The sequence below is a fragment of the Streptomyces sp. NPDC020917 genome, from assembly GCF_044333795.1.
GTDB lineage: Bacteria > Actinomycetota > Actinomycetes > Streptomycetales > Streptomycetaceae > Actinacidiphila.
This window is the reverse complement of the sequence record NZ_JBIRRR010000011.1, coordinates 142,891-169,313: the sequence shown is the minus strand read 5'-3', so window position 1 is coordinate 169,313 and position 26,423 is coordinate 142,891. Positions and strand designations below refer to the sequence as shown.

Annotated in this window: 19 protein-coding genes; 9 read left to right on the top strand and 10 right to left on the bottom strand. The window is 72.6% G+C overall.

Annotation, left to right across the window (positions count from 1 at the left end; all coding sequences use genetic code 11):
- Window positions 1-214: 214 nt before the first annotated feature.
- Both ACH4TG_RS23720 and ACH4TG_RS23715 read left to right on the top strand, forming a co-directional pair.
- Window positions 215-1,198 (top strand): hypothetical protein, encoded by a 984-nt coding sequence (locus ACH4TG_RS23720; protein WP_398244456.1) that lies wholly within the window; start codon window positions 215-217, stop codon window positions 1,196-1,198.
- Window positions 1,195-3,288 (top strand): NACHT domain-containing protein, encoded by a 2,094-nt coding sequence (locus ACH4TG_RS23715; protein ID WP_398244455.1) that lies wholly within the window; start codon window positions 1,195-1,197, stop codon window positions 3,286-3,288. The genes ACH4TG_RS23720 and ACH4TG_RS23715 overlap by 4 nt, the downstream gene beginning before the upstream one ends.
- Before the next feature lie 166 nt (window positions 3,289-3,454).
- Here ACH4TG_RS23715 and ACH4TG_RS23710 read toward each other — a convergent pair whose 3' ends face one another.
- A complete protein-coding gene (locus ACH4TG_RS23710; protein WP_398244454.1) occupies window positions 3,455-3,931 on the bottom strand; it encodes a GreA/GreB family elongation factor in 477 nt (158 codons plus the stop codon).
- A gap of 285 nt (window positions 3,932-4,216) precedes the next feature.
- Here ACH4TG_RS23710 and ACH4TG_RS23705 point away from each other — a divergent pair, with 285 nt between their 5' ends.
- Window positions 4,217-4,759: a DoxX family protein gene (locus ACH4TG_RS23705; protein WP_398244453.1), complete on the top strand. Its 543-nt coding sequence runs from the start codon at window positions 4,217-4,219 to the stop codon at window positions 4,757-4,759.
- A gap of 102 nt (window positions 4,760-4,861) precedes the next feature.
- Here the strand turns inward: ACH4TG_RS23705 and ACH4TG_RS23700 are convergent, their stop codons facing one another.
- Window positions 4,862-5,050, bottom strand: a complete 189-nt coding sequence (locus ACH4TG_RS23700; RefSeq protein ID WP_398244452.1) for a hypothetical protein — start codon at window positions 5,048-5,050, stop codon at window positions 4,862-4,864.
- Between the two features lie 32 nt (window positions 5,051-5,082).
- Window positions 5,083-7,638, bottom strand: a complete 2,556-nt coding sequence (locus ACH4TG_RS23695) for an ATP-dependent Clp protease ATP-binding subunit (protein WP_398244451.1) — start codon at window positions 7,636-7,638, stop codon at window positions 5,083-5,085.
- Between the two features lie 360 nt (window positions 7,639-7,998).
- Between ACH4TG_RS23695 and ACH4TG_RS23690 the strand changes: the two genes are divergently transcribed.
- The gene (locus tag ACH4TG_RS23690; RefSeq protein ID WP_398244532.1) at window positions 7,999-10,302 is read left to right on the top strand and encodes an FdhF/YdeP family oxidoreductase; all 2,304 of its coding nucleotides are present in this window, start codon (window positions 7,999-8,001) and stop codon (window positions 10,300-10,302) included.
- Between the two features lie 191 nt (window positions 10,303-10,493).
- On the opposite strand, the gene ACH4TG_RS23685 is transcribed toward ACH4TG_RS23690, so the two are convergent.
- The gene (locus tag ACH4TG_RS23685) at window positions 10,494-11,102 is read right to left on the bottom strand and encodes a dihydrofolate reductase family protein (RefSeq protein ID WP_398244450.1); all 609 of its coding nucleotides are present in this window, start codon (window positions 11,100-11,102) and stop codon (window positions 10,494-10,496) included.
- Between the two features lie 270 nt (window positions 11,103-11,372).
- Between ACH4TG_RS23685 and ACH4TG_RS23680 the strand changes: the two genes are divergently transcribed.
- The gene (locus ACH4TG_RS23680) at window positions 11,373-13,502 is read left to right on the top strand and encodes an alpha-glucuronidase (RefSeq protein WP_398244449.1); all 2,130 of its coding nucleotides are present in this window, start codon (window positions 11,373-11,375) and stop codon (window positions 13,500-13,502) included.
- A gap of 34 nt (window positions 13,503-13,536) precedes the next feature.
- On the opposite strand, the gene ACH4TG_RS23675 is transcribed toward ACH4TG_RS23680, so the two are convergent.
- The 6 genes from ACH4TG_RS23675 to ACH4TG_RS23650 form a co-directional block, all read right to left on the bottom strand.
- The gene (locus tag ACH4TG_RS23675; RefSeq protein WP_398244448.1) at window positions 13,537-15,570 is read right to left on the bottom strand and encodes a beta-galactosidase; all 2,034 of its coding nucleotides are present in this window, start codon (window positions 15,568-15,570) and stop codon (window positions 13,537-13,539) included.
- A complete protein-coding gene (locus ACH4TG_RS23670) occupies window positions 15,567-16,256 on the bottom strand; it encodes a hypothetical protein (RefSeq protein WP_398244447.1) in 690 nt (229 codons plus the stop codon). Before ACH4TG_RS23670 ends, ACH4TG_RS23675 begins: the two co-directional genes overlap by 4 nt.
- A complete protein-coding gene (locus tag ACH4TG_RS23665) occupies window positions 16,253-17,878 on the bottom strand; it encodes a xylan 1,4-beta-xylosidase (protein WP_398244446.1) in 1,626 nt (541 codons plus the stop codon). Before ACH4TG_RS23665 ends, ACH4TG_RS23670 begins: the two co-directional genes overlap by 4 nt.
- A gap of 54 nt (window positions 17,879-17,932) precedes the next feature.
- Window positions 17,933-19,591: an extracellular solute-binding protein gene (locus ACH4TG_RS23660; protein ID WP_398244445.1), complete on the bottom strand. Its 1,659-nt coding sequence runs from the start codon at window positions 19,589-19,591 to the stop codon at window positions 17,933-17,935.
- 67 nt (window positions 19,592-19,658) lie between these two features.
- Window positions 19,659-20,543, bottom strand: coding sequence for a carbohydrate ABC transporter permease (locus ACH4TG_RS23655; RefSeq protein WP_398244531.1), 885 nt, complete (start codon window positions 20,541-20,543; stop codon window positions 19,659-19,661).
- Between the two features lie 35 nt (window positions 20,544-20,578).
- Entirely contained in the window at window positions 20,579-21,562 is a 984-nt protein-coding gene (locus tag ACH4TG_RS23650; protein WP_398244444.1) for an ABC transporter permease, read from the bottom strand.
- Window positions 21,563-21,866: 304 nt separating this feature from the next.
- Between ACH4TG_RS23650 and ACH4TG_RS23645 the strand changes: the two genes are divergently transcribed.
- From ACH4TG_RS23645 to ACH4TG_RS23630, 4 genes are all read left to right on the top strand, one after another.
- On the top strand, window positions 21,867-22,904 hold the full coding sequence (locus ACH4TG_RS23645; protein ID WP_398244443.1) for a LacI family DNA-binding transcriptional regulator: 1,038 nt from the start codon (window positions 21,867-21,869) through the stop codon (window positions 22,902-22,904).
- 78 nt (window positions 22,905-22,982) lie between these two features.
- Window positions 22,983-24,011 carry an acetylxylan esterase gene (locus ACH4TG_RS23640; RefSeq protein WP_398244442.1) on the top strand — a complete coding sequence of 343 codons (1,029 nt, stop codon included), beginning with the start codon at window positions 22,983-22,985 and terminating at the stop codon, window positions 24,009-24,011.
- 123 nt (window positions 24,012-24,134) lie between these two features.
- Entirely contained in the window at window positions 24,135-25,142 is a 1,008-nt protein-coding gene (locus tag ACH4TG_RS23635) for a 5-dehydro-4-deoxyglucarate dehydratase (protein WP_398244441.1), read from the top strand.
- On the top strand, window positions 25,139-26,407 hold the full coding sequence (locus tag ACH4TG_RS23630; RefSeq protein WP_398244440.1) for a glucarate dehydratase family protein: 1,269 nt from the start codon (window positions 25,139-25,141) through the stop codon (window positions 26,405-26,407). The genes ACH4TG_RS23635 and ACH4TG_RS23630 overlap by 4 nt, the downstream gene beginning before the upstream one ends.
- Window positions 26,408-26,423: the final 16 nt, after the last annotated feature.

Sequence of the window (26,423 nt, the reverse complement as noted above, 5' to 3'; positions counted from 1 at the left end):
CCCGTGTGTGCGGCGGGGCCGGGGGGGCGGCGGCCGCCGCGGGGGGCATTGGGGGGGGCGGCCGCGGGCGGGGCGGCCGGCCCCCCCCCCCCCCCCCCGGCGGCGCGCCGCCGGACCGGCGCCGGTGAAGGTCCCGCGTGCGCTGCCAGGAACCGCTTTACCGGCTCTCACCGTGTGTGGGAGGCTCGCAATCCGTGGGGCGGCGGGAGCGTGGATGGGCCAGAGGATCGCGGAGCTGGGCGCTCTGCTGCGCTGCCTGGCGATGTCCCGAGGGCTGCCGGCCGCCGCGGTCTTCGCGTACCGGTCGATGCCGCCGCTCGGCGCCGCCTACGACCGGACGGTCGCCCCGCTGGTCGACGACGCCCTCGCCGACGCCGACGAACGCGCCCGCGTCGCCGCCTCGTTACGCCCGGCGAGCCTGAAGTTCGGCCTGGCCGTGCTCGGTTACGGCCGCCTCGCGGGCCGGGCCCCGCAACCGGACGTGGTGGTGCTGGCCGGCGCGGTCACCCGCCTCTACGACGACCTGATCGACGGCGGCAGCGACCCGTCCGCCGACGACCGCCTCGCCGACCTGATGGGCAACCGGCCCTTCGCGCCCGCCACGCCCACCGAGACGCTGCTCGGCCGGCTCGTCCACGGCATCGAGCGGCGGCTCGAACACCCGCCGGACGCCTCGGTGTTCGCCGCCCTGGTCTCCCTCCACGACTACCAGGTGCTCTCCCGTCGGCAGCGCGAGCCCGACGTGCCCGTGGACATCCTGGAGAAGATCACCCGCGGCAAGGGAGGCGCGGCCAACGTGATCCTCAGCAGCCTCGTCAAATCCCCGCTGGCGCCGGCCGAACGCGACCTGGCCATGGACCTCGGCGAGGTGCTGCAGTCCCTCGACGACTGCATGGACGCCGAGTTCGACCGGAGCAACGGCGTCACGACGCTCGCGACCCTGGGCGTGGTCGGGCTGGACGGCGTCGCGCGGCGCCTGCTGGACCTGCGCCCCCGGATGGCGCGTTGCTACGGCCGCCGCGCCACCGTGCCCTACTGCGGCATGCTGTACTTCCTGCTGCTCAAGACATGGGTGGCCGGCCGGCTCCCGGCGCTCGGCCGCCTCGCCCGCCGGCCCGCACGGCGGTCCGCGGTCCTGGCCTTCCTGTCCCGCAGCGAGGAAGCGCTGCCGCCCGCCCCACCGGAGGCCGCACGATGAGGACCCGGCGCACCCTCACCAGGATCGTCTACACGCTGCTCGGCGTCATCCTGCTGGCCACCGTCGCGGTGGCCGTGCACGGCCTGACCGCGGGCGACCTCGACGCCACCGACCTGTGGGCGTCCATGATCCCGGTCGTCCTGTCCGTCGTCACCGTCGTGCTGACGGCGCTGCAGAGCGGCCCCCGCCCGGTCGGCGGCCTCGACGCCGCCGCGGCGGCCCACGCGCCCGCGCTGGCCCGCAAGGTCGGCGAGGACTGGCGGGAGGAGAGCCGCCGCCGCGGGCTGTACGCGGAGCGCCGGATCGCGGTGCGCTGGCGCCGCGAAGCCGGCTCGGAACGCGCGTCGCGGCTCTCCGCCGACCTCCCCGACGACGGGGTGCTCGACCAGCTGACCGGCGCCTTCGCCCGCAACGCCGGCGCGGGCCACCTGTCCCGGCTGGTGGTCACCGGCGAACCCGGCGCGGGCAAGACCGCCCTGTGCGTGCTGCTGACCCTCGCACTCGCCGAGCGGGAGCCCGTCGTCCCGGTGCTCTTCCCGCTCTCCTCCTGGGACCCCGCCCGGTCGCTGACCGAGTGGATGACCGACGAGCTGGCCACCAACTACCCGCCGCTCGCGGACGAGTCCAAGGGCCGGCGGATCGCCGGACTGCTCGTCCGGCACCGGGTGGTGCCCGTGCTCGACGGGCTGGACGAGGTGGCGGACCCGGCCGCCGCGGTGCAGCGCATCCAGGACGAACTCGTCGGCCGCTCCTTCGTGCTGACCTGCCGCACCGACGCGCTCGGCGCGCTGGGACCCGAACCGCGGTTCACCGAGGCGCTGGTCGTCCGCCTTCAGCCGCTGAGCGCCGGCGAGGCCGCCGGGGTGCTGGAGACGGCCCTCGGCGACGGCCCGCAACCGCTCGTCGCGGCCCTCGCCGAACGGCCCGACGGGCCCCTCGCCCAGGTCCTGGCCACCCCGTTCATGGTCTCGCTTGCAGTGGCCCTGCGCGGGATGCTGCCCGCCGGCCTGATGGCGGCCACCGGCGCCGACGCCGAGGACCGGATCAGACGCCATCTGCTCGGCTCGTTCGTCGAACGGGCCTACCCCCGCAGCGCCGATCCGGCGCGCGGCGGCGTCGACGCCGCCCGCGCCCGCGGGTACCTCGCCTTCCTGGCCCGCAACGTGGACCGCGGCACGAGCCGGCTGGCCTGGTGGCACCTGCAACGGGCGGTACCGGCCTCGGTGTTCATGATGGTCGCCCTGGTGAACGCGGCCGTCGGCTGCTCGGCCGCGGCCGTCGCCATGTTCGCGCTGTTCTCCCGGCCCTGGACGGGGCTGTGGATCGGGCTGGGCGCCGCCCTCGCCGGCGCGCTGGCCGTGGAGCTGGTGCCGTCCGACGACCCCCGGCGGGCCAAACCGCGGCTTCGGTCGGTCCGCCCGCCGACCACGCACGCCCTGCTGCGCGTGCTCGGCTTCGGCGCGGTGGGCGGACTCGCCTGCGCGGTGATCGTCCTCGTCCTCTACCAGGGGCCGCACTACGCCGTCATCGGCGGGCTGCTCAGCGGCAGCACGTTCGCGGCCGCGCGCCACTTCAGCGAGCCCAGCGACCCGTTGGAGGCCGTCACCCCCGCCGGACTGCTGCGCTCGGACCGGGCCACGGTGTTCTACGCCTGGGTGCTCGGCGCGGTGCCCGGGGCGTTCACCGGCGCCTACCTCGGCGCCTCGATCAAGGAAGGGCGGCGCCACCCGCAACTGGACGGCGTCACGCTGATCGGCCATCTGCCGCGCGCCGCCGAGGCGCTGCTCGGGGCCGCGTGCGGCGCGCTGCTCAGCGCCACCGGGCTCGCGCTGATGGCGGCGGGGTCCAGCTCGTGGGGGCGGTTCCTGATCGCCCGCGCCTGGCTGGCGCTGCGCGGCCGCACACCGTGGCGGCTCATGGCGTTCCTGGAGGACGCCCGGCACCGCGAGGTGCTGCGCGAGGCCAACGGCTACTACGAGTTCCGCCACAAACTGCTGCAACGCCACCTCGCCGAACACCCGCCCGCCGCACCGGTCCGCGAGGAGGCCGCGGTGGTGCCGACCAGGACCGGCCCCGACAGCACCCGGTAGGCCGAGGGCGCCCGGTGCCTCCCGTCGCCCGGCTCCGGAAGGTGACGCGCCTCCTCGGGGAATCGCACCCGTGCGCGCGAGCCGGCCGTACCCCACCGGACGCGGATCGGGCTGGGCCGCTCCCTGCCGGGAGCGAAGGGCCGACGGTGTTGGGAGAGGCGGGAGTTCAGTCGGTGGGGGTGCTGCCGACGGACACGAGGGTCGCGGTCGCCGGGCCGGACGGGGTGTCGTAGTCGACCGAGTCGCCGCCGCGGCGGCCGAGGAGGGCGCGGCCGAGGGGGCTGTCGGAGGTGACCACGGACGGGTCCTCGTCGTCGGCGAGTTCGCCGATGTGCAGTGTCTGCGTGGTGCCGTCGTCGAACCGCACGGTCACGCTGCTGCCCACGCCCACCACCCCGGCCTCGGGCGGGCCGGCGATCGCCGCCTGCCGGAGCCGGACCGTCAGGTCGGTGATCCGGTCGTCCAGGCGGGTGAGGTCGTCCGCGCGCTGCAGTTCGTCGGCCTGGTCGGCCCGGTCTCCCTCGTAGTCGGTGCCGCTGCGCAGCGTCGCCGCGACCGCGTCGCGTTCCGCACGCAGATCGGCGAGGTCCTTCTCCAGCGCGCGGCGTGCGTCGGGACTGATCGGTTCGGGTTCACCGGCCATGCGTGCTCCCCGTGGCTCTGGGTCGACAGGCGGGACAAGCGGGCTGATCGGGCTGATCGGGCTGATCGAGTCGAGCGAGTTGAGCAGGTCGAGCGGGTACGGCGGACAGCGGATCGAGCGATAAAACGGATAAAGCATCAGATTCCGAACGTTTCACAGCATAACAGCGGCCGCGACCCCGCACCCCGGGCAGCGGACCTGGGTGGCCCAACCCGGGCGGCGGGCGGCGGGTCCGTGCCGAAGACTGGAACGGCCTGTTCGGAGCGCGGAAGGAACCCGACTGACATGTGCCTCGACCGCAAGGACCTCGGCCTGCTGGCCCTGCGCCTGGGAACCGGTGGTGTGCTGTTCGCGCACGGCGCGCAGAAGCTCTTCGGCTGGTTCGGCGGCGGCGGGCTCGACGGGACCGCCAAGGCCATGGAGGCCATGGGGTTCCGCCCCGGCAGGGAGAGCGCCATCGCCGCGGGCGCCGGCGAGGCCGGCGGCGGGCTGCTGCTGGCCCTCGGCGTCGCCACCCCCGCGGCCGGTGCGGCCGCGGCCGGCGCGATGGCCGGCGCCACCGCCGTCCACCGCCCCGGCGGCTTCTTCGCCACCGCCGGCGGCTTCGAGTACCCCGCCTACCTCGGCTTCGTGGCGGCGGCCCTGGGCGTGGCGGGACCCGGCCGGTACTCGGTGGACCATCTGACCGGGCACCGCCTGAACAGCGTGGCGATGGTGACGGCCGCGTTCGCCGCGAGCTCGCTGGCCGCGGCCGTGGTGGTGGGCCGCCGCGAGTCCGTGGTCGCCGCGAAGGCCGAGGCCGCGGCCCACGGGGAGCACGACGACTGAACGGCCCGGGCGCGACGGACCCGAGCGGGCCCGGGCCGCGAAGAGCCGGCCTGCGCCCGCCCCGTCGGGTTCCCCCGGCCGTCCGCCGACCGGTCCCGCGGATCACTCGTCCTGCGCGTCCCGTTCCCTGCGCGAGGCACCGGGGTCGGGGGCCAGGCCCACGTCCTCCCGGTCCTCCATCGTGCGTTCCTCCAGCTCCTCGTCGTCGGGGCGCCGCGGCATGCCTCCCCGGTGGCCGGTGTCCGGGTCGCCCTCGACGGCCTTGTTCGACTTGTGGTGATGATGCGCCATGGCTCGTCCTTCCCGGCGGCCAGGCCCGCGGGCTACGCCTTCCCGGCGCCGGCCCCGGCAGCCGCCTCCTTCTCCGCCTTCCGCGCGCCGCCCCCGTGCCCGTCGGCGTGGTCGTGGCGGACCGCGCACTCCAGCTCGCCGTCATGGGCCTCGGCGACGATGGTGTCGCCGGGCTCGGCCTCGCCGCCGAGCAGCAGGGACGCGATCTCGTTGTCCAGCTCGCTCTGGATCGTGCGCCGCAGCGGCCGCGCGCCGAACTCCGGCTGGTAGCCGTGCCCGAGCAGCAGCTGCTTGGCGTCCTCGGTGACGTCCAGGGACAGGCCCTGGGCCCGCACCCGGCGCCGGCTGTCGTCGAGCAGGTGGTCCACGATGAGCCCCAGGTCCTGGTGGGTGAGGCTGTGGAAGACGATGATGTCGTCGATGCGGTTGAGGAACTCCGGCAGGAAGCGCGCCCGCAGATCCTCCATCAGCTCGTCCTTGATCTCCGACGCGTCGCCGTGGTGCGCGACGATGCGCTGGGCGCCGATGTTGGACGTCATGATGACCACGCAGTGCCGGAAGTCGACCGTGCGGCCCTGGCCGTCGGTGAGCCGGCCGTCGTCGAGGATCTGCAGCAGCGTGTTGAACACGTCCGCGTGCGCCTTCTCCACCTCGTCGAACAGCACCACGCTGTACGGCTGGCGGCGCACCTTCTCGGTGAGCTGGCCCGCCTCCTCGTAGCCGACGTATCCCGGAGGGGCGCCGACCAGCCGGGCGACGGTGTGCTTCTCCTGGAACTCGCTCATGTCGAACCGGATCATCCGGTCCTCGTCGCCGAACAGCAGCTCGGCGAGCGTCTTGGCGAGCTCGGTCTTGCCCACGCCCGTCGGCCCGAGGAACATGAACGAGCCCACCGGCCGGTTCGGGTCGCCCATGCCGGAGCGGTTGCGGCGCACCGCCTGGGAGACCGCGGTGACCGCCTCGTCCTGCCCGACGATGCGGTCGTGCATCGCGTCCTCCAGCTTCAGCAGCTTCTCCTTCTCGCTGGCGGTCAGCTGGGAGACCGGGATGCCGGTGCGGCGCGAGACGACGTCGGCGATGTCGTCCGAGGTCACCTCCACCACTCCCGAGCGTCCCTCCTCGACCCCCGCCGGCTCCGTCTCCTCCTCGGCGATCCGGGACTTCAGCTCGGAGGCCCGCTCGAAGTCCTCCGCCGCCACCGCCTGGTCCTTCTCGCGGCGCAGCTGCGCGATCCGGTCCTCGCGGCCGGTCTCCTCGCTGGACGAGACCGCCGTGCGCAGCCGCACCCGCGCGCCGGCCTGGTCCATCACGTCGATCGCCTTGTCCGGCAGGAACCGGTCGCCGACATAGCGGTCGGACAGCTCGGCCGCGGCGGCCAGCGCGCCGTCGGAGAAGCGCACGCCGTGGTGCGCCTCGTACGCGTCCCGCAGCCCCTCCAGGATCTGCACCGTCTCCTCGACGGTGGGCTCCGGGATCATCACCGGCTGGAAGCGGCGTTCCAGGGCGGCGTCCTTCTCGACGTACCTGCGGTACTCGTCGATGGTCGTGGCGCCCACCACATGGAGCTCGCCGCGGGCCAGCGCCGGCTTGAGCATGTTGCCCGCGTCCATCGCGCCCTCGCCCGCGGCGCCCGCGCCGACCACCGTGTGCAGCTCGTCGATGAACAGGATGATGTCGCCGCCGGACTCCTGGACCTCCTCGATGACCTTCTTCAGGCGCTCCTCGAACTGGCCGCGGTACTGCGCCCCGGCGACCATGGCCGACAGGTCCAGCGCCATCACCCGCTTGTCCTTGAGCGTCTTGGGCACGTCGCCGGCCACGATGCGCTGGGCCAGTCCCTCGACGATGGCGGTCTTGCCGACACCCGGCTCGCCGATCAGCACCGGGTTGTTCTTCGACCGACGGGACAGGATCTCCACGGTCTGCTCGATCTCCTCGGCCCGGCCCACCACCGGGTCGAGCCTGCCGGCCCTGGCCTCCTCGGTGAGGTCCCGGCCGAACTCGTCGAGCGTCTCCGACGGCGTCCTGCCGTCCTGCGGCGCGGCCTCGGTCCGGGCGGCCCGGTCGGCCATCCCCCGCAGGCCCTGCACGTCCATGCCCGACGACCGCAGCACCTGGTGCGCGTCGGAGTCGGCGTCCGACAGCAGCGCGCCCAGGATGTGCTCGGGCCCGATGTACGAGGAACCGGCCGCCTGGGCGTGCTCGTACGCGGTGGCCAGGGTGCGCTTGGCCGCCGGGGTGAGGCCGGGCTCGCCGGCCTCGCCGCCGGAGGCGCGACCGGTGTCCTCGGTGAGCTTGGCGGCCAGCTCGTCCGGGTCCATGCCGCTGCGGGCGATCAGCGACCGCGCCGGATCGACCTGCGTGGTCGCCCACAGCAGGTGCTCGGTGTCGAGGTCGGCAGAACCGTCCTGCGCGGCGCGCTGCGCGGCCCGGTTGATCAGGTCCTGCGCCGGCTCGGTGAGCAGCCGGCCGATCGGGACTCGCTGCACCTGAGGTGGGGAGGAGCCGGGCGACATCCCGAAGAAGCGGTTCAGGAGGTCGCTGAACGGGTCGGACGGACCGAAGGCCGAACCAAACGGCGTCGTCATGTCACACTCCAGCTGCGATCGGGCTCCTGGTGCGCACACCCCCTTCCACTCAAACGCCATCCGGGTGGCCCCGCAAGCGGGGACGGACCCCCGATTGCGCCGCGTCCACCCATGGTGACCTGCGGCTTTGCCTGATCGGAAGCCGGCCGGGGCAGCCGCGGCTTCCGCGGCGCAGAGCCGGCCCCCGCCCTGCCGCCCTCCCCTGCGCACATGTCCGCGTGCACGCCCGCATGCACTCCGCGACCGGCCGCCGTAGCCTGGCGCGCGTGCCGGGCGTGCGGGCCGGCACAGCAGGAACGGCGGAAGGTGACACCCGTGAACGCCTCTGACCCGAACCCCTCCGACAGCGCGCAGGACCCGGTGGAGCCCAGCGTGGGCGCGGAACCCTCCGAGCCGCCCCGGTACCGGCCCTACCACCACCCTGCAGCCGGCTGGGGCGCGGCCCGGAGCGTGACGCAGGTCCTGGTCGGCGAGAACCGGGTCGTCGAGGGCTCGCGGGCGATCATGCGGATGAACCACGAGAACGGCGGCTTCGACTGCCCCGGCTGCGCCTGGCCGGACGACACCAAGGGCCTGCGGCTGGACATCTGCGAGAACGGCATCAAGCACGTCACCTGGGAGATGACCGGCAAGCGGGTCGGCCGGGAGTTCTTCGCCGCCCACACGGTCACCGAGCTGGAGGAGTGGAGCGACTTCGCGCTGGAGGACCAGGGCCGCCTCACCGAGCCGATGGTGTACGACCCGGACACCGACCACTACGTCCCGATCCGGTGGTCGGAGGCGTTCGCGCTGATCGGCCGGACCCTCCGGGAGCTGGACGACCCCAATCAGGCCGCTTACTACACCTCGGGACGGCTCGGCAACGAGGCCACCTTCCTCTACCAGTTGATGGCCCGTGAGCTGGGCACCAACAACCTGCCGGACTGCTCCAACATGTGCCACGAGGCCAGTGGCCGCGCCCTCGAGGCGTCCCTGGGCACCGGCAAGGGCACCGCGGACCTCAAGGACTGGGAGACCGCCGACGCGCTGTTCATCATGGGCGTCAACGCCGCGTCCAACGCGCCCAGGATGCTCACCTCGCTGGCCGCCGCCTACCGCCGCGGAGCGGCCGTCGTGCACATCAACCCGCTGGTCGAGGCGGCCGCCACCCGCACCATCGTCCCCCACGAGTTCGTGGACATGGCCCTGTTCAAGTCGACCAGGACGAGCACCCTGAACCTGCAGCCGCGGATCGGCGGGGACATGGCCCTGGTGCGCGGCATGGCCAAGGCGATCCTGGAGCAGACCGGGGCCGACCCCAAGTCCGTCGACCGGGAGTTCATCGAGCGCTACACCGACGGCTTCGAGGAGTACCGGGAGGTGTGCCGGACCACGCCGTGGGAGGAGATCGAGCGGCAGTCCGGGCTGGAGCGCGCCGACATCCTGCGGGCGGCCCGCGTCTACCGCGAGGCCGACCGCAGCATCTTCAGCTGGTGCCTGGGCGTCACCCAGCACGAGCACGGCGTCGACACCGTGCGCGAGATCGTCAACCTGCTTCTGCTGCGCGGCAACCTGGGACGGGAGGGCGCCGGACCCTCGCCGGTCCGCGGCCACAGCAACGTCCAGGGCAACCGCACCTGCGGTATCGACCACCGTCCCAGCGGGGCGTTCCTCGACCGGCTCGCCGAGGTGTGCGGGATCCGGCCGCCGCGGGAGCACGGCAAGGACACCGTCGCCACCGTCGGGGCGATGCACCGGGGCGAGGTGAAGGTGTTCGTCGGCATGGGCGGCAACTTCGCCCTCGCCGCGCCCGACACCCCGTACACCTACGAGGGGCTGCGCTCCTGCGCGTTGACCGTCCAGGTGAGCACGAAGCTCAACCGCAGCCATGTCGTCCACGGCCGGCAGGCGCTCATCCTGCCGTGCCTGGGCCGCACCGAGAAGGACCACCAGCGCGGCGGCCTGCAGAGCACCTCGGTCGAGGACTCGATGAGCATGGTCCACCTGTCGGTGGGCATGAAGCGCCCGGCGTCGGCGCAGCTGCTGTCCGAGCCGGCGATCGTCGCCGGCATGGCCAGGGCGGCGCTGCCGGACAGCGACACGCCCTGGGAGTGGTACGTCGAGGACTACGACCGGATCCGCGACACCATGGCCCGGGTCCTCGACGGGTTCGAGGACTTCAACCGGAGGGTGCGGCTGCCGCTGGGCTTCCGGATCAAGCAGCCCGCCCGCGAGCTGGTGTTCCTCACCCCGTCCGGGCGCGCCGAGTTCTCCTCGGCGCCGCTGCCCGACGTCGTCCCGGCGCCCGGCACGCTGGCCCTGGGCACCATGCGCTCCCACGACCAGTGGAACACCACCATCTACTCCGACAACGACCGCTACCGCGGCGTCCGCAACCTGCGCACGCTGGTCTTCATGAACCGCGACGACATGCGCGAGCGCGGCATCGGCGCGATGGACCCGGTGGACATCACCAGCACCGCCCGGGACGGCAGCACCCGCTCCCTGAACGGCTACCTCGCCGTGCCCTACGACATCCCGCGCGGCTGCGCGGCCGGCTACATGCCGGAGATGAACGTGCTGTGCGCGCTGGTCGACTACAGCACCCAGAGCGACCAGCCGATCATGAAGCACCTCAAGGTCACGGTGACCCGCGCTGCGGCCGGCGGCCCGGGTGCAGGCTGACGCCCGGTGTGGAACGGTGGACGGAGGTGCTGCCCGCGGACGCGCGCGGCACCCCGGCCCACCTGCCGGATCCGGCGTGGCCGGATCCGCCGCGAGAGGAGAGGTCCATGTCGTCGAGGCGACGCCGCAAGAAGAAGACCCACCGCAGGAAGGGCGCCAACCACGGGAAGCGCCCCGCTTCCTGAGCCCCGCTACGGCTGCGGCAGCCGGGACTTGACCTCGTCGTAGCCGACCTTGCCGCCGGCCTCCGCCGGGCCGTAGACCAGGTGGAGCACGCCGGTGCTGAACGCCTGCGAGGACAGCAGCTCGAGCGGGACCGAGGGGGTGCCCTCGTCGAAGAGCTTGATGCCCTTGCGCACCGCGATCGGGTGCACGAACAGGATCAGCTCGTCGAGCAGCCCCGCGGCCAGCAGTTGGCGGACCACCGAGGGCGAGCCGCTGAGGCCGATGTCGCCGCCCGGCTCGTTCTTCAGGGCGGTGACCGCCTCGACGAAGTCGCCCTGCATCTGCTCGGAGTTGCGCCAGGTGAACTCCAGCGGGCTGCGCGACACCACGATCTTGCGGACGTCGCCCAGGACCTTGGCGAACCCGGCGTCCTCGCCGCCGGCGGCCTCCCGCTCCGGCCAGGCACCGGCGAAGCTGTCGTAGGTGACCCGGCCGAAGAGCATGGTGTCGGCCGCGCTGAGGCTCGACGAGACCGCCGCGCCCATCTCCTCGTTGAAGTAGGGGAAGTGCCACTGGTCGGGCGCCTCGACCACACCGTCGAGTGCGATGAACAGGCTGGCGCTGATCCTGCGCATGATGGTCCTCCAGAGATCGTGGGATCCGCTCGCGGTCCGGTGAACCGCTCTCGTCCCTGCAGACCGGGGTGGCGCCGCAAACTCATCGGTGCCGGTCGCGGAACCCTTCCGCCGGGTGGTCCGGGCCTCCGAAACTCCCGTCAGGAGTTTCGGAAAGGAGATCGAAACATTCTCTTGAGGTCGGCGGCCCACCTGTGGAATCCTCCTTCGCGGCAGCCGTGAGCTGCGCCGGGGCCGGCCCCGCCCGGCGCCAGGACGAGGCAGGACACCGTGACCGAACAGACCCCGACCGACGTGCACGCGGCATGGCTGCCGGCCGAGGCGTTCCGATCGCTCGGCTCGCGCCGGGTCCTGGTGCAGGGCACCGGGCCCCTGGTGGACACGGTGCACGACGAGGCGGCCCGGGCCTGCGCCGAGCACGGCGGCCGGGTGCGGCGGGAGCCCGCCCGCGGGCACGGCCCGGTGGCCGACGGGGCCGACGGGGACGGCGCCGACCTGGTGCTCGCCCTGTCCTCGGCGAACTCCCTGGTCCCCGCGGCCGGTTCGGTGCTCGCCGGGGTCCGTGCGGCTGCCGGCGGCACGGCGGCGATCGGCGACGAGGGCTACCTGCTGGCCCGGCGCGACGGCACCACCGTCGTCCTCGCCGACGACCCGGCGGGCCTGCTGTACGGCCTGTTCCACGTCGTGCGGCTCGGTGCTGCGGCCTTCACCGCCGACCGCCCGGCCGAGCACCACCGGCCCGCCGTGAGCAGCCGCATGCTGGACCACTGGGACAACGTCGACGTGCACCCGGTGATGGGCCAGGTCGAGCGCGGCTACTCCGGTAACTCCCTGTTCTGGCACGACGGCCGTGCCCGCGACGACCTCACCCGGGTGCGGGCCTATGCCCGCCTGCTGGCCGCCTGCGGGATCAACGCGGTCTCGGTCAACAACGTCAACGTGCACGCCACCGAGGCCCTGCTGCTCACCGAGCGGCTCGGCGACGTCGCCGCCCTCGCCGACACCTTCCGCCCCTACGGGATCCGGGTGCACCTGTCGGTCAGCTTCGCCGCGCCGGTCGTCCTCGGCGGGCTGCCGTCCGCCGACCCGCTGGACCCGGACGTGCAGGCGTGGTGGGCCGAGGCGACCGCCCGCGTCCACCGGGCCGTCCCGGACTTCGGCGGGTACGTCGTGAAGGCCGACTCCGAGGGCCAGCCCGGCCCGTTCAGCTACGGACGCAGCCACGCCGACGGCGCCAACCTGCTGGCCCGCGCGCTCGCGCCGTTCGGCGGCGAGGTGCACTGGCGCGCCTTCGTCTACGACCACCGGCAGGACTGGCGCGACCGCACCACCGACCGGGCGCGCGCCGCCTTCGACCACTTCGCCCCGCTGGACGGGGAGTTCGACGGCAACGTGGTCCTCCAGGTCAAGCACGGCCCGATGGACTTCCAGACCCGCGAGCCGGTCTCGCCGGTGATCGCGGCCATGCCGCGGACCCGGCTGGCCGTGGAGTTCCAGGTCACCCAGGAGTACACCGGCCAGCAGCGCCACGTGTGCTACCTCGGCCCGATGTGGAGCGGCATCCTCGGCTTCCGGCCCTGGGGACCCGAGGGGCCGACCGTGGCGTCGGTGGCCGGCGGCCGCACGGAACCCGGAACCGGGCGGGCCGCGGGCGGCGGCATCGTCGCCGTCTCCAACGCCGGTGACGACCCGTACTGGACCGGCCATCCGCTCGCCCAGGCCAACCTCTACGCGTTCGGCCGGCTCGCCTGGGCCCCGGACGCAGACCCGGCGGCACTCCTCGACGAGTGGATCGACCTCACCTTCGTCCCCGTCGCGGCCGGCGACCCCGAGCCGCTGCGCCGCGCCCTGCACGCGATGATGGACGGCTCGTGGCGCAGCTACGAGCGGTACACCGCGCCGCTCGGCGTGGGCTTCATGGTGCGCCTCGGCCACCACTACGGCCCCGACGTGGACGGCTACGAGTACACGCCGTGGGGCACCTACCACTACGCGGACCGCGACGGCGTCGGCGTCGACCGCACCCGCGCCACCGGCACCGGCTACACCGGGCAATACCCGGCGCCCTGGTCGCAGGTGTACGAGGCGCTCGACCGCTGCCCCGACGAACTGCTGCTGTTCTTCCACCACGTCCCGTACGGGCACGTGCTGCGGTCCGGGGCGACGGTCGTGCAGCACATCTACGACACGCACTTCGACGGCGCCGAGGAGGCGGCCGCGATGCGGCGGCGCTGGGCCGACGCCGAGCTGACCGGCCTCGTCGACCCGGCCCTGCACGCCCGGGTGTGCGAGCGGCTCGACGAGCAGGTGCGCTGCGCCGAGGAGTGGCGGGACCAGGTCAACGCCTACTTCCTCCGCAAGTCGGGGGTGGCCGACGCCCGGGGGCGCCGGATCCCGTAGCCCTCCGGCGCGCGGGCGCCGGAGCCCGAACCGCTCAGCCGTCCTCGCGCAGCACCGCGACGTCGTACCCCGCCAGGACGAGCGGGTCGCCCTGCTCCGTCCGCGCACCCGTCAGCAGGTCCACCCCGGCGGCCGGCGCGGCGAACTCCACCGCGTCGCGGGAGTGGTTGAGCAGGAACAGCAGCCGGGTGCCGTCCGGGGCCACCCGCACCGCGCTCTCCACGCACGGCAGTTCCGGCACGCGCCCGGAGATGCCGTGCGCCGCCAGCACCTGCCGCACCACCCAGTCCACACCGGCCTGGTCCAGGCCGGTGGCCACGTACCAGCCGTGGCCGGCACCGAAGGCGTTGCGGGTGACCGCGGGCGTGCCGGCGTAGAAGTCGGCCCCGTAGGCGCCGAGCGTCTCGGCGCTCTGGGGCACCACCAGCTCGAACACCAGGCGCGCCCCGGCCTCCCGCACCTCGCCGCCGGCCTCCAGGCGCACCGGGTTGACCTCGTCGGCGCCCCGGGCGTCCCACTCGTCGATCCTGATGCCCATCAGCGGCCCCAGCGGTCCCGGCACGTCCATCAGGAAGGCGTTGTCGCTCTCGTCCACCCGGCCCGACAGATACGTGGCCAGCACCGAACCGCCGCGCCGCGCCACGTCCTCCAGGCGTTGCGGCAGATCGCCCTTGAGCATGTGCAGCGCGGGCGCGACGACCACGTCGTACCCGGACAGGTCCGCGGTCACCGCGACCACGTCCACGTCCACGCCGGCCTCCCACAGCGCCCGGTAGTAGGTCAGCACGACCTGCTGGTAGCGGACCAGCCTGGACGGGCCGTCGGAGATCTCCAGCGTCCACCAGCTGTCCCAGTCGAAGAGCAGCGCGACCCGCGCCGGGGTGCGGGCCCCCAGCGCCGCGCCGCCGAACCGCTCCAACTCCTCGCCCAGCGCCGCCACTTCGCGGAAGACGCGGGTGTCGTCGCGGCCGGCGTGGTTGATGACCGCGCCGAAGTACTTCTCGCTGGCACCGCGCGACGCGCGCATCTGGAAGTAGAGGACGGCGTCGGCGCCGTGTGCGACGGCCTGCCAGCTCCACAGCCGCATCACCCCGGGCCGCTTGACCGGGTTGACGTCGCGGCACGCGGTCGTGGTCGGCGCCTGCTCCATGACCCAGAAGGGGCGGCCGTCCTTGAGGCCGCGCATCAGGTCGTGGCTGAGCGCCGCCCAGGCCGGACCGGCGTCCTCGGGCGGGTAGTTGTCCCAGGACGCGAAGTCCAGGTGCGGGGCCCAGCGGTGGTAGTCGATCGGCCGGTACATGCCCATGAAGTTGGTGGTGACCGGGGTGTCCGGGCTGTACCGGCGGATGGCGGCCTTCTCGTCGCGGAAGTTGGCGAGCATCGCGTCGGACATGAACCGCAGGTAGTCCAGGGTGATGCCCTGGAAGGCGGTGTGGTCGGGGCCGCGCCAGTGCTCGGTGAGCGCGGACGGCGGCTCGATCTCCTCCCAGTCGTAGAAGGTGTGCGACCAGAAGGCGGTGCACCAGGCGGAGTTGAGGGCGTCCAGCGTCCGGTACCTGGCCCGCAGCCAGGCACGGAAGCCGGCCGCGCACCGCTCGCAGTAGCACGCGCCGCCGTACTCGTTGCCGACGTGCCAGGCGATCACCGGCGGGCGGCCGGCGTAGCGTTCGGCGATCCGGCCGGCCACCTCGGCGGACAGCCGGCGGAAGACCGGGGAGCTCGGGCAGGAGTTGTGGCGCTGCCCGTAGCGGTGCCTGCGGCCCTCGAAGTCGGTGCGGGTCACCTCCGGGTGGGCGCGCGCCAGCCACGCCGGGTGGGCGCCGGTCCCGGTGGCCAGCACGATCCGCCGGCCCCTTTCCCCGGCCTCCGCCACGATCCGCTCCAGGGTGGTGAAGTCGTAGACGTCCTCGGCAGGTTGGGTGAGCGCCCAGGTGAACACGCCGACGGTGAGGGTGTCGATGCGCGCGGCGTCGAACAGCCGGTGGTCGTCCTTCCCGACCTCCGGCGGCCACTGCTCGGGGTTGTAGTCCCCGCCGAACGGGATCTTCGGGGTCGCGGGCAGGCTCATGCGGTGAATTCCTCGCGGATCTGGGCGATCATCGGACGGCAGTTGAACACGACGGTGGCGGCGAGCAGCGACGCCAGCAGGGCGGGCAGCACCTGGGCGCCGGCCGCGACGACCGCGACCGCGGCGGCCAGCACGCACAGGTTCCCGGCGGTCGCCCTGGGGGAGCGCACCAGGAAGTACGCGGCCAGCCGGGCCGTGTCCGCGGTGCGGAAGGAGAACAGCGACGCGATCACCAGGGCGTTGGCCGCCCACAGCGCGGACAGCACCGCCAGCACGGCCAGCAGTCCGGCCCACCACGCGGGGATCCCGGCGGCGTCCCGGTGGGTGAGCGTGGTGCCGACCAGGGTCATCGCGGCCAGCCACGGCGTCCACACCTTCAGCGCGTCCACGGCGTTGGCACGGTAGCCGCGCCAGTAGGCGCGCGCCGGACGCAGCTCGGTCAGATCGCGGCTGCGGCGCTGCCAGGCGTAGAGCGCGGCGGACCAGGCCGGGCCGGCGGGCAGCAGGCACACCGCGGCCAGCGGCAGGTTGCCGGCGTCGCGGTCGAGCAGCCCGATCAGCAGCAGGCCGGGCGCGGTCGCCCCCACCAGCAGCACCTCGACCACCAGCAGGCTGTAGACCAGGGCGGCGGCGCGGGCCAGCGGGCCCTCGCCGAACTCCTTGCGGACTGCGGACGCCGCGCTCATGCCGGGCCTCCTGCTCCGTCGCCGCCGGCCGGACGGCCGGCCGTGTCCAGTGGCGGGGCGGTCTGCGGGGTCGTGCTCCGCGGCGTGCCGTCCGCCGGGTCCTGCGGGGTGAGGCCGAGCAGGCGGCGCCCGTCCCACCAGGCCGGAGTGGAGTCGCTGACCGGGGTCAGTTCGAGCAGCGTCACCTCGTGCCGGGCGAGCACCAGGTCGCAGTCGACCCGCCCGCCGGTGACCGGCAGCGAGCGGTGCCGGCGGGCGGGCTCCGCGGCCTCCCGCAGCGCGGCGAGCTGCCGTCGGTCGGGCGACGCCGGCCGGCCCATCTCCGCCCAGGCCGCCCACGCGTTGCCGGCGTCCTCGGACACCGAGGAGCGGTGCGCGTAGGCGGCGGCGGTGCCGGGACCGCCCACCGGGACCGACAGCCGCACGGTGTGGCCGTCCACGACCTCGCCGGTCCCGGTGTGGTCCACCGGCGCCCAGGCCAGGACGGTGACGCGGCCGTCCGGGTGGCGGGTGACGAGGTGGTCCGCGCCGCGCGCCAGGACCGCGTCGCCCATCCGCGCCATGAACGCGTACAGGTGGTAGGTGGGCTTCTTGATCTGCCGGTGGGTGAGCAGGCCGAAGCCGCCGTGGAAGAGGGCGGTGGGGACGCCGGTCTCCTCGAACATGTCGCTGAACGTCCAGTAGGAGAACGAGTCGACCAGGTCGCCGCCGGCCGCCAGCACGGGCGCGAGGTACGCGGCGTGCAGCGCGGTGTCGTGGATCGGGTTGTCGGGACGGTAGGAGGAGTTGAACTCCGTGATGTGGACGGGCAGTCCGGCCAGCTTGCTGCCGGCCAGCTGCTCGCGGGGGGCGGCGAACTGCTCCAGTAGCATCGACGCCGGGCCGAGCGTCTGGTGCACCCCGAACGGGACGTGCTGGGCGGGCCCGGTGGAGTACGCGTGGCGGCTGACGAAGTCGACGGGGGCGCCGCTGGACTCGGCGAACTCCGCGAAGCCGGTCATCCAGTGCGGCTGGTAGCCGGGGGCCAGCGACGGCCCGCCGACCTGGAGTCCGGCATCGACGTCCTTGACGGCGGCGGCCGTCACCTCGTACAGCCGGTGGTAGGCGTCCTGGTCCGCGCCGGCCCAGAAGTCCGGCAGGTTGGGCTCGTTCCACACCTCGATCGGCCAGCTGCGCACCTCGTCGAGCCCGTAGCGGTCGACCAGGTGCCGGACGGTGCCGGCCACCAGGTCGGCCCACTCCCGCCAGTCGCGCGGCGGGGTGACATTGCCCTTCCACCAGAACACCGTCTGCGCGCCGGACGCGAGCTGCCCGGGCATGAACCCCAGCTCCACGAACGGGCGGACGCCGAGGTCGAGATAGGCGTCGACCACCTGGTCGACGTAGGTGAACGCGTGCCGGACGTGCCGCTCGCCGCCGTGCTCGTACGGGCGGTACACGCCGGTGTGGTCGCTCAGCAGGCCGTGGCCCCTGATGTGGCGGAAGCCGATGTCCTGCTGGACGAGGGCGAGCGAGTCCTGGTAGTCGCGCCGCAGCGCGAGGTCGAACCGGCCGGTCCCGACGCAGAAGCGCCACGCGTCCGTCAGGCGCTCTGAGGGCTGGTCGGGAACTGATGTCCGCACAGTGGTGGTCCTTCGTTTCGGTGCGCCGGGTGCCGGCCGGTCGGGGCGGGGACGTCAGCTCTTGCCGGAGCCGTTCTTGTTGCTCTTGTAGCGGTCGTAGGCGGTGTTGACGAGCTTCAGGTACTGGTCGCCGTTCTTGCCCTTCAACTCGCTCTTGAACGCGTCCCACTGGCTGAGCGGGCGGTCGCCGAGGATGAACTTCAGCGTCTGCTGCTGGACGTAGTCCTTCAGCGGCGCCTCCCACAGTGCGAACTGCTCCTGCTCGTCGGAGTTGAGCGGGTGCGGCGGCGGCACGGCCAGCGTCTTGCGGGCGGTCATCACCTTCTGGAACTCCTTCTCCTCGGCGGAGAAGGTCGACTCCAGCAGCTGGGTGCTGCCGCCGTAGGCGAAGTTGCCGTTGCTGAAGCCGAAGTCGACGTTCAGCTTCTTGCTCGCCGTCGGGTTGAGGCCGACGTAATCGACGTCCTTCGCGAGCTGGAAGCCGCCGGACGCGTCACGGGTGTACGTGACCCCCTCGACACCCCACTTGGCGAAGATCTGGCCCTCGTCGGAGTAGAACAGCCAGTCCACGAACTGCATCATCGCGACGAAGTCCTTGGAGTCGCGGGCCTTCTTGGAGATCATCAGGCCGTTCTCCAGGCGCAGACCCACCTTGACGTCGCCCGCCGGGCCGACCGGCACCGGGATCTTCACGATCTTCGCGTCGGGCACCGACTTGGCGAGGCCGGGACGGTAGGTGTTGACCAGCTCCTGCGCGTTGGTGCTGATCACGAACGACTTGCCGGAGGTGAACTTCGCCTCGGCCTGGTCGTCGGTCTGGGTGAAGGACTCCGGGTCGAGCAGCTTCTCCGCGACCAGCGTGTGGACGTAGGTGATCATCGCCTTGTACTGGTCCATGGCGCCGGTGAGCACGAACGCGTCGGACCCGGCGTCGTACGTGGCGTTCTGGTAGCCCCAGCCGCCGCCGTAGCCCGCGCCGAACGCCTGCCCGAAGGTCTGCAGCATCGCACCGCCCGGGGTGGGCTGGCTCCACCGGTCGGTCATCGGGTACGAGTCCGGGTGCGCGGCCTTCATCGCCTTGAGCACGCTGTGCAGGTCGTCCAGTGTCTTGGGGATCTGCAGGCCCAGCGCGTCGAGGACGTCGGTGCGGATCGCGAAGGAGTAGTCGATCCACACGTCCTCGTGCAGGCCCGGCAGCACGTAGTACTTGCCGTCGTCCTGCAGGACGGTGTCGACGTCCCCCTGCAGGTTCCACTGGGCGATCTTGGCCTTGTAGTTGGGCATCAGGTCGACGTAGTCGCTGACCGCGAGGATCGCGCCGGACGCGACGAACGGCGCCTCCTGGCCCGGGTAGGTCTTCGGGATCAGGAACGGCGCGTCGCCGGCCCCGATGATGACGCTGCGCTTGTTCTCGTAGTCGCTCAGCGGCACCACGGTCGGCTTGAGGGTGACGTTGGTGCGCTTGGCCAGCTCGGTCCAGAACAGCCAGTTGCCCTTCTCCGGGTAGCCCGGGTTGTCATTGAGCAGCGTGCTGAAGGTGACCGGGGCGGTCGCCTTGAACTGCTGGCCGACGGCGAACTTGTCCATCGCGTCGGTTCTGTTCTTCGACAGGTCCGTGGACTTGTCCGAGCCGCCGCTGCTGGTGCAGCCGGCGAGGCCGAGGGTGGCCGCGCCCAGCGTGACGAGCAGGGACCGCCGGGAGATGTTGGTCATGGGAAGACTCCAGCCCGCGGGTACGGGAGTTGGGTTGGGAAGTGGGGGAAGCAGATGCCGCAGACCGTCAGCCCTTGACGGCGCCGAGGGTGACCCCGGAGACGAAGTACCGCTGGACGAAGGGGTAGACGACCAGGATGGGAAGGGTGGTGAGGACGATCGTCACGGCCTGGATGTTCGCGCCGACCGCGGTCGCGTCCGCCTCGGTGAAGCCGACGGAGGTCCCGTTGGTGGCACCGGCGATGAGGTTGCGCAGATAGACCGTCACCGGCATGAGGTCGGAGTGGTCCATGTACAGGAACGCGGCGAACCACGAGTTCCAGAAGGACACCGCGTAGAACAGGACCATGGTGGCCAGCACCGCCTTGGACAGCGGCAGCACCACGCGCCACAGGATCCCGTAGGTGTTCAGGCCGTCGATCGCGGCGGCCTCCTCCAGCTCCGCGGGCAGGCCCTCGAAGAACGCCTTCATCACCAGCAGGTTGAAGACGCTGATCGCGTTGGGCAGCGCGATCGCCCACACGCTGTTCTTCAGGCCGAGCGTGGTGACCAGGACGTAGTTGGGGATCAGGCCGCCGGAGAAGAACATGGTGAACACCGCGATGCCGACCAGCACCCCGCGCCCGCGCAGGTCCTTCTTGGACAGCACGTAGGCGTAGCAGGTGGTGAGGAACATCGCGACGATCGTGGCGACCACCGTGTAGACGACCGTGTTGCGGTAGTCCGTCCAGAACATCGAGTTGGTCATCACGGCCTTGTAGGTCGTGAGGTTGAACCCGCGCGGCCAGAGGTTGACCTTGCCGGAGCGGATGTAGGCGTCGCTGCTGAAGGAACGCGCGACGATGTTGACGATCGGGTACAGCGTGACCACGATGACGCCCAGCAGGATCACCGTGTTGACCGTCTGGAAGGCCCGGTGGCCCCTGGTGGTGCGGATGCCGGCGGCCCGCATCGACGGCCGGTCCTCGACGGCGGTCGTCTCCGGGGTCACCACAGGCTCGTCCCCACTGCGCGACGTGAGATGCGGTTGGCGGTGACGATCAGCACCAGCCCGATCAGCGACTCGAACAGCCCGATCGCCGCCGCGTAGCTGAAGTTGTTGGAGATCACGCCCATCCGGTACAGGTACGTGGAAACCACGTCCGCCGTCGGGTACGTCAGCGGGTTGTAGAGCAGCAGGATCTTCTCGAACCCGACCGCCATGAAGGTGCCGACGTTGAGGATCAGCAGCGTCACCATGGTGGGCCGGATGCCCGGCAGCGTCACGTGCCAGGTCTGCTTCCACCGGTTGGCGCCGTCGATCCGGGCCGCCTCGTACAGGTTGTCGTCGATCGAGGTCAGCGCGGCGAGGTACAGGATCGTGCCCCAGCCCACGGTCTGCCACAGCTCCGAGGAGACGTAGATCGAGCGGAACCAGCCGGGCTGCTGGATGAACAGGATCGGCTTGTGCCCGACGTGGTGCAGCACCTGGTTCACCGGGCCGTCCGCGGCGAGGAACTGCATCACCACACCGGCCACGATCACCGTGGACAGGAAGTGCGGCAGGTACGAGACCGACTGGACCAGCTTCTTGAACTTCCGGCTGCGCACCTCGTTGAGCAGCAGCGCCAGGATGATCGGCATCGGGAAGCAGACGACGAGCGTCAGCACGCCGATCACCAGGGTGTTGGTGAAGACGTGCCAGAACGACGGGTCGTGCCAGAACAGCTTGAAGTACCGCCAGCCGACCCACTCGTCGCCGAACATGCTGCCGCCGGGCCGGTACCGCCGGAAGGCGATCACGTTGCCGAGCATCGGCAGGTAGCGGAACACCGCGAAGAACAGCAGCGGAAGCACCGCCAGCGAGTACAACTGCCAGTCGCGGCGCAGCGATTGACGCCACGTACGACGGCTCCGGCGCGGCGGATCGGACCTGGCCCGACTCCGGCTGCGCGTGTCGGGCGGCAGGTCCACCGCCTTGGTCGTGCTCATCCTCTGCCCTCCGGGAACAGGTGCGGGCGGACGCCGCCCGGTGCCGCGACCGGCGCGGACGGCCGTGCGGGACCCCACCTGCGGAAGCACGGAGAGGCGGGGCGGAGTCGAAACATTCGAAACTCTTTCTTAACGTGCCGCGCACTCTAAGGACGCTCCAGAACGGGTGTCAATAGGTGGGACCTTGGGATTCTGGGCCTAGGCGGGCTCTTGCCGGTCGCGTATATTCGCGCCGACCCCACCGTTTCGCCCCGCCCTGAGGGGCATGTTTGTCGAAACTTTCGAACCTCAGTGTGAGGCTCCCTTGACCAGTTCCGATCCCTCAGCCGAGCCTCGCGCCGCCACGATCGCCACCATCGCCCTCGATGTCGGCGTCTCGGTGGCCACGGTCTCCAAGGTCCTCAACGGCCGCGACGACGTCGCACCCGACACCCGGGCCCGCGTCGAGGAGAGCCTCGACCGGCACCGCTACCGCCGCCGCACCCGCCGGGCGCCGGTGACCAACCGTCAGATTCACCTGGTCTTCCACGAGTTCGACTCGGCGTGGGCGATGGAGATCATCCGCGGTGTCGAGGCCGCCACCTCCGCGTCCGGCATCGAGCTGGTGCTGGCCCAACTCGGCGGCCGGCACCGCCCGACCGACACCTGGCTCGACGGCGTCGTGGCCAGGCCCCCGCTCGGTGTGCTCTTCGTCGCCTGCGGCCTGACCCGGGCCCAGCAGGCCAAACTGCGCCGCCGGCACATCCCGTTCGTGGCCGTCGACACCGACAGCGTCACCCCCGAGTCGGTGCCCACCGTGGGCTCCAACAACTGGAACGGCGGCCTGATCGCCGCCCGCCACCTGCTGGAACTCGGGCACCGCAGGATCGCCGTCATCGCCGGTCCCGAGGACCTGCTGTGCAGCAGGGCGCGCGTCGCCGGATTCAGCTCCGCCCACGACGAGGCGGGCCTGGCGATGGACGCGGCGCTGGTCCGCCACGGCACGTTCTATCTCGACGCCGGCTACGAGCACGGCCTGGAGCTGCTGCGCTCCACGTCCCGGCCGACCGCCGTCTTCGCGGGCTCCGACACCCAGGCGATGGGGGTGCTGAAGGCGGCCCGCCAGCTGGGCCTGCGGCTGCCCGAGGACCTGTCCGTCGTGGGCTACGACAACTTGCCGGTCGCGGCCTGGACCGGCCCGGCGCTCACCACGGTCCACCAGCCGCTGCAGGACATGGCCGGCACCGCGACCCGGATGCTGCTCGACCTGTCCGACGGCGTCGAGCCGGCCTCCACCCGGATCGACCTCGGGACCGAACTGGTGGTCCGCGAGAGCACCGCACCACCCCCGCAAGCCCGCTGACCCGCACCCGACGCCGGCAGCCGCCGGACCGGACCGCCGCCCGCCCGGTCCGGCCCCACCCACCGCAACGGAGGACCCGTGGCCCTGTTCGACCTTCCGCTGGAGCAGTTGGAGCGCTACGCCCCCGACGTCCCGGAACCCGCCGACTTCGACGCCTTCTGGCACGCGACGCTCCAGCAGGCCGCCGCCGTACCGGTGCTGGTCGACGTCCGGCCGGTGGACACCGGGCTGAGCCTGCTCGACACCTGGGACGTCACCTTCGCCGGCTTCGGCGGCGACCCGGTCCGCGCCTGGTTCACCCGCCCCCGCGACGCGGACGGGCCGCTGCCCGCCGTCGTGGAGTACCTCGGCTACGGGCGCGGCCGCGGCCTGCCGCACGAGCGGCTGACCTGGTCCGCGGCCGGCTACGCGCACCTGCTGATGGACAGCCGCGGCCAGGGCGACCAGTACGGCACCGGCGGCGACACCCCGGACCCGTACGGCGGCACGCTCGGCGGTCCCGGCCCCGTGACCCGGGGCATCCTGGTCCCGCAGGACTACTACTACCGGCGGCTGATCACCGACGCCGTGCGGGCGGTGGCCGCCGTGCGCGCGCTGCCGGGCGTCGACCCGGGGCAGGTGGCGGCGCTCGGCAACAGCCAGGGCGGCGGCATCGCGCTGGCCGTGGCCGGACTCGTCCCCGACCTGGCCGCGGTGATGGCCTCCGCGCCGTTCCTGTGCCACGTCCAGCGGGCCGTCGACCTCACCGACGCGGACCCGTACGGGGAGATCGTGCGCTACCTCGCGGTCCACCGGGACGCGGAGGAGCGGGTGCGGCGGACGCTGTCGTACGTCGACGGGGTGGCGTTCGCCCGGCGCGCCCTGGCGCCGGTGCACATGGGGACCGGGCTGCGCGACACGGTGTGCCCGCCCAGCACGGTGTTCGCCGCGTACAACCAGTACGGCGCCTCGACCGGGCTGCCCGCACCCGCCGACCGCACCATGCACGTCTACCCGTTCAACCACCACGAGGGCGGCGAGAGCGTGCACACCGACCGCCAACTGCGGTGGCTGACGGCCCGGTTGGGACGAGATGCGGCCGGGCTCCAGCCCGCGCGGACGGGCTGACGCGCGCCCTGTGGCCCGGGTCATCCGAATGTTTCGTGCCGCGAGGTGGACTTGACCGCGGGGAAAAAGCACCCGTAAAGTCCCGTGTCTGTTCGCACTTGTGCTGTGCGTTCATGGATATGAATGAATCCGAAGCGAGGGCCCATGTTCGAGGGTGTGCTGTTCTTCCCGGTGACGCCGTTCGCCTCGGAAGAATCGGTGGATCTTCCGATCCTTGCGGAGCACGTGCGTCGGGGCGTCGCCGCCGGGGCGGGCGGGGTGTTCGTCGCCTGCGGGACGGGCGAGTTCCCTGCCCTGGGCCCGGAGGAGTACGCGGCCGCGGTGCGGACCGCCGTCGAGGTGGTGGACGGCCGGGTCCCGGTGTTCGCCGGCGCCGGGGGTGTCCCGGCGGCGGCCCGCCAGTACGCCCGTGCTGCGCGGGACGCCGGCGCCGACGGCCTGCTGCTGATGCCGCCCTACCTCGCACAGGGACCCGCCGCCGGACTGGTCGGCTACGTCCGGCGGATCGCTGCCGCCACCGACCTCCCGCTGATCGTCTACCAGCGCGGCACCGCGCGCTTCGACGTGCCCTCGGCCCTCGAAGTGGCCCGCATGCCGCAGGTGGTGGGGTTCAAGGACGGTCTCGGCGACCTCGACCTGATGTCCCGCATCGTCACCGCGGTGCGCGCCGACGAGCGCACCGGCGGCGGTGACTTCCAGTTCTTCAACGGCATGCCGACCGCCGAGGCCTTCGTGCCCGCCTATCGCGCGATCGGCGTCGAGCTGTACTCCTCCGCCGCCTTCTGCTTCGCGCCCGAGGTGTCGCTGGCCTTCCACCGCGCGGTCACCGGCGGCGACGAGGCCGCGGCCGAAGCGCTGCTGTCCGCGTTCGTCCGGCCGCTGGTCGCGCTGCGCGACCGGGTGCCCGGGTACGCGGTGGCGCTGGTCAAGGCGGGCGTGCGGCAGAGCGGGCTCGACGTCGGCGGCGTGCGGCCGCCGCTGGTCGACCCCACCGAAGAGGACCTCGCCGAACTCTCCCGGATCACCGAGGCGGGCCGCGCGCTGGTGTCCCGACTCGCCACCGCGTCAGGGGAGTCGGGTGCGGCGCAGTCCGGATCCGCGCCGGAGCCGGCCGCGGAGGCGGCGCGATGAGCGCCGGCCCGGTCATCACCCGGATCGACATCACGCCCGTCGCGTTCGCCGACCCGGCCCTGCTGAACGCGGTCGGCGTGCACGAGCCCTACGCCCTGCGGGCCGTCGTCGAGGTCCACACCGACCAGGGCGTCGGCGGCCTCGGCGAGACCTACGCCGACGAGGGCCACCTGCGCCGGCTGCGGGCGGCCGCGGACGCGCTGACGGGCATGGACGTCCACGCGCTGGGCGCCATGCACCGGCGCGTCGCCGCGGTGCTCGGCGGCGACAGCGGCGCGGACGGGCACGGCCTGACCGGCATGATCACCACCAGCAGCACGGTGGACCGGGTCTTCTCGCCGTTCGAGGTCGCCTGCCTGGACATCCAGGGCCGCGTCGCCGGACGGCCGGTCGCCGACCTGCTCGGCGGCTCCGTCCGCGACCACGTGCCGTTCAGCGCCTACCTCTTCTACAAATGGGACGGGCACCCCGGCGCGGAGCCCGACGGCTGGGGTCCCGCGCTCGACCCGGACGGCATCGTCGCCCAGGCCCGGCGCATGATCGGCGCGTACGGCTTCACCGCCATCAAGCTCAAGGGCGGTGTGATGCCCCCCGAGGAGGAGGTCGAGGCGGTGCTCGCGCTGCGCGCCGCCTTCCCCGGCGTGCCGCTGCGCCTGGACCCCAACGCCGCCTGGACGGTGGACACCTCGCTGAAGGTCGCCCGCGCGCTCGACGGCGTCCTCGAATACCTGGAGGATCCCACGCCCGGCCAGGAGGGCATGGCGCGCGTGGCCCGCGAGGCCCCGATGCCGCTGGCCACCAACATGTGCGTGGTCGCCTTCGACGAACTGCCCGCGGCGATCGCGCGCGACGCGGTCCAGGTGGTGCTCTCCGACCACCACTACTGGGGCGGCCTGCGCCGCTCCACCCTGCTCGCCGGGATCTGCGACACCTTCGGCCTCGGCCTGTCCATGCACTCCAACTCCCACCTCGGCATCAGCCTGGCCGCGATGGTCCACCTCGGGGCCGCCACCCCCAACCTCACCTACGCCTGCGACACCCACTGGCCGTGGAAGACCGAGGACGTGGTCGTGCCCGGCGCCCTGGACTTCGACGGCGGCGCGGTCGCCGTCCCGCGCGGACCCGGCCTCGGCGTCGAACTCGACCGCGACGCGCTGGCCCGCCTGCACGAGCAGTACCTGCGCTGCGGCCTGCGCAACCGCGACGACACCGGCTACATGCAGCGCATCGACCCCGCCTACGAGAAGAAGTCACCGCGCTGGTGACGGCAGCCTCGTGCGG

Bases quoted from the DNA above. Each gene is read 5' to 3' on its own strand.
- ACH4TG_RS23720 (WP_398244456.1), top strand. From the start codon at position 215: ATGGGCCAGAGGATCGCGGAGCTGGGCGCTCTGCTGCGCTGCCTGGCG.
- ACH4TG_RS23715 (WP_398244455.1), top strand. From the start codon at position 1,195: ATGAGGACCCGGCGCACCCTCACCAGGATCGTCTACACGCTGCTCGGC.
- ACH4TG_RS23710 (WP_398244454.1), bottom strand. From the start codon at position 3,931: ATGGCCGGTGAACCCGAACCGATCAGTCCCGACGCACGCCGCGCGCTG.
- ACH4TG_RS23705 (WP_398244453.1), top strand. From the start codon at position 4,217: ATGTGCCTCGACCGCAAGGACCTCGGCCTGCTGGCCCTGCGCCTGGGA.
- ACH4TG_RS23700 (WP_398244452.1), bottom strand. From the start codon at position 5,050: ATGGCGCATCATCACCACAAGTCGAACAAGGCCGTCGAGGGCGACCCG.
- ACH4TG_RS23695 (WP_398244451.1), bottom strand. From the start codon at position 7,638: ATGACGACGCCGTTTGGTTCGGCCTTCGGTCCGTCCGACCCGTTCAGC.
- ACH4TG_RS23685 (WP_398244450.1), bottom strand. From the start codon at position 11,102: ATGCGCAGGATCAGCGCCAGCCTGTTCATCGCACTCGACGGTGTGGTC.
- ACH4TG_RS23675 (WP_398244448.1), bottom strand. From the start codon at position 15,570: ATGAGCCTGCCCGCGACCCCGAAGATCCCGTTCGGCGGGGACTACAAC.
- ACH4TG_RS23670 (WP_398244447.1), bottom strand. From the start codon at position 16,256: ATGAGCGCGGCGTCCGCAGTCCGCAAGGAGTTCGGCGAGGGCCCGCTG.
- ACH4TG_RS23660 (WP_398244445.1), bottom strand. From the start codon at position 19,591: ATGACCAACATCTCCCGGCGGTCCCTGCTCGTCACGCTGGGCGCGGCC.
- ACH4TG_RS23655 (WP_398244531.1), bottom strand. From the start codon at position 20,543: ATGCGGGCCGCCGGCATCCGCACCACCAGGGGCCACCGGGCCTTCCAG.
- ACH4TG_RS23650 (WP_398244444.1), bottom strand. From the start codon at position 21,562: ATGAGCACGACCAAGGCGGTGGACCTGCCGCCCGACACGCGCAGCCGG.
- ACH4TG_RS23635 (WP_398244441.1), top strand. From the start codon at position 24,135: ATGAATCCGAAGCGAGGGCCCATGTTCGAGGGTGTGCTGTTCTTCCCG.
- ACH4TG_RS23630 (WP_398244440.1), top strand. From the start codon at position 25,139: ATGAGCGCCGGCCCGGTCATCACCCGGATCGACATCACGCCCGTCGCG.